Annotated in this window: 2 protein-coding genes; both read left to right on the top strand. The window is 48.0% G+C overall.

The window, feature by feature from the left end; translation table 11 throughout:
- Nucleotides 1–414 (top strand): flagellar export chaperone FliS (gene fliS / locus B7Y67_RS18315; RefSeq protein WP_293599860.1); only part of this gene is annotated, 414 nt, incomplete at its 5' end.
- A 71-nt stretch (nucleotides 415–485) separates the two neighbouring features.
- The coding region (locus B7Y67_RS18310; RefSeq protein ID WP_293599859.1) for a hypothetical protein at nucleotides 486–1,298 on the top strand (813 nt) is incomplete at its 3' end.

Raw genomic sequence — 1,298 nt, 5'->3', positions numbered from 1 at the left:
GCTACCAATCAAACTCATACTGGAGTCGATGCAGCAGATCCTGGTCAACTAATCGTTTTAGTTTACGAACGAGTTTTTGATCACCTAAAGTTGGCCAGAAAAGCATTGGAAGATGGTGGGTACGGTATCGAACCATTCACCAAAGCGCACGATCTCATTCAGCAGGGATTACTTGCTTGTTTGGACTACCAAGATGGTGGCGACGTTGCATTAAGCTTGGGTGCTATATACGAATGGTCACTTCGTGAAGTGCTGAATGCTCGGCTGAATAAATCGCCGGAGAAGGTCCAGGAGATCATAGATGTTTTGACTCCGCTGTATGAGGCTTGGATAGAGTTGGTACCAAAAGAGAAGATAGCAAATCTTGGTGTTTCAGATGGTCGGCCAGCATTGCAGCAGGCTGCGAATTACTAAAACTAATTTTGGTGCTGTCGTGCTATCAGAGATATGATGGCTAGCATCATTAACATTAGCGAGGATTGAGTATGGCCATACCAATTCCCTCGAATTTACCCATCAATCCTGTGGTGGATTACCACCGTAATGATCTAATTACGCCTCCATCTCCACCTGCAGTAGTAGAAAGTCTTGGTGCAATCGATCCCCGGGTAGCATTAAAGATGCCCTTACCAGTTGGGGATTCATCTGCTAGTGCCGCCATGCACGATGCATTGCAGAATGCCGCTGCTAGAGCGGGCGCCGCTGTTGCATCCGAGCCCAATGTTGATCAGGCAGTCTTCTTAGAGCTTTCCTCTATGACGGGTGATCTGGCAGAGGCTGCGGGTAATCCGTCTCAAGCTCGAGTAACGAGTTTGTTATCCCAAAGTCTGGCACGCATGGATACCCTTGGTGGCGCTGCACTTGGGCAGCTACTCTCGGATATCCTCGCGGTTGATGTGCCTGAACTTGGTAAGGCAATTACTACAGATGCAAAGGCTGCTATAGCTCAAAATGCTGTGGTTACTTGGCCTGGAGTTAGCGCTCAAACCCCACTTGTTAATGTTGCTGATCCTAAATTGGCAATGGTGACTCTGTATCAAAATTTGCAGAGCTCAGGAATATTTGCGGCTGATCAGCTTAAGCGCTTATTGTTTCCTGCAAGCGAAGAAGACGGGGCGCCATTAGCCACCAGTAACAGTGTTGAGACTGAAACCGCAAATTTAGTTAACCAGCTTTCAACAGACTCACCGGCAGTACGAGATTCAGTCAAATTACTTTTGCGCGGAGATATTCTCTGGCAAGGGCAACTGATGCCAAACGTCCAAGGGCGCTTATATCGCGAGGATGCATGGGAAGCG

Source organism: Polynucleobacter sp. 35-46-11 (assembly GCF_002281105.1).
Note: the sequence above shows the minus strand (reverse complement) of the source record. Positions and strands in the feature narration are given on the sequence as shown.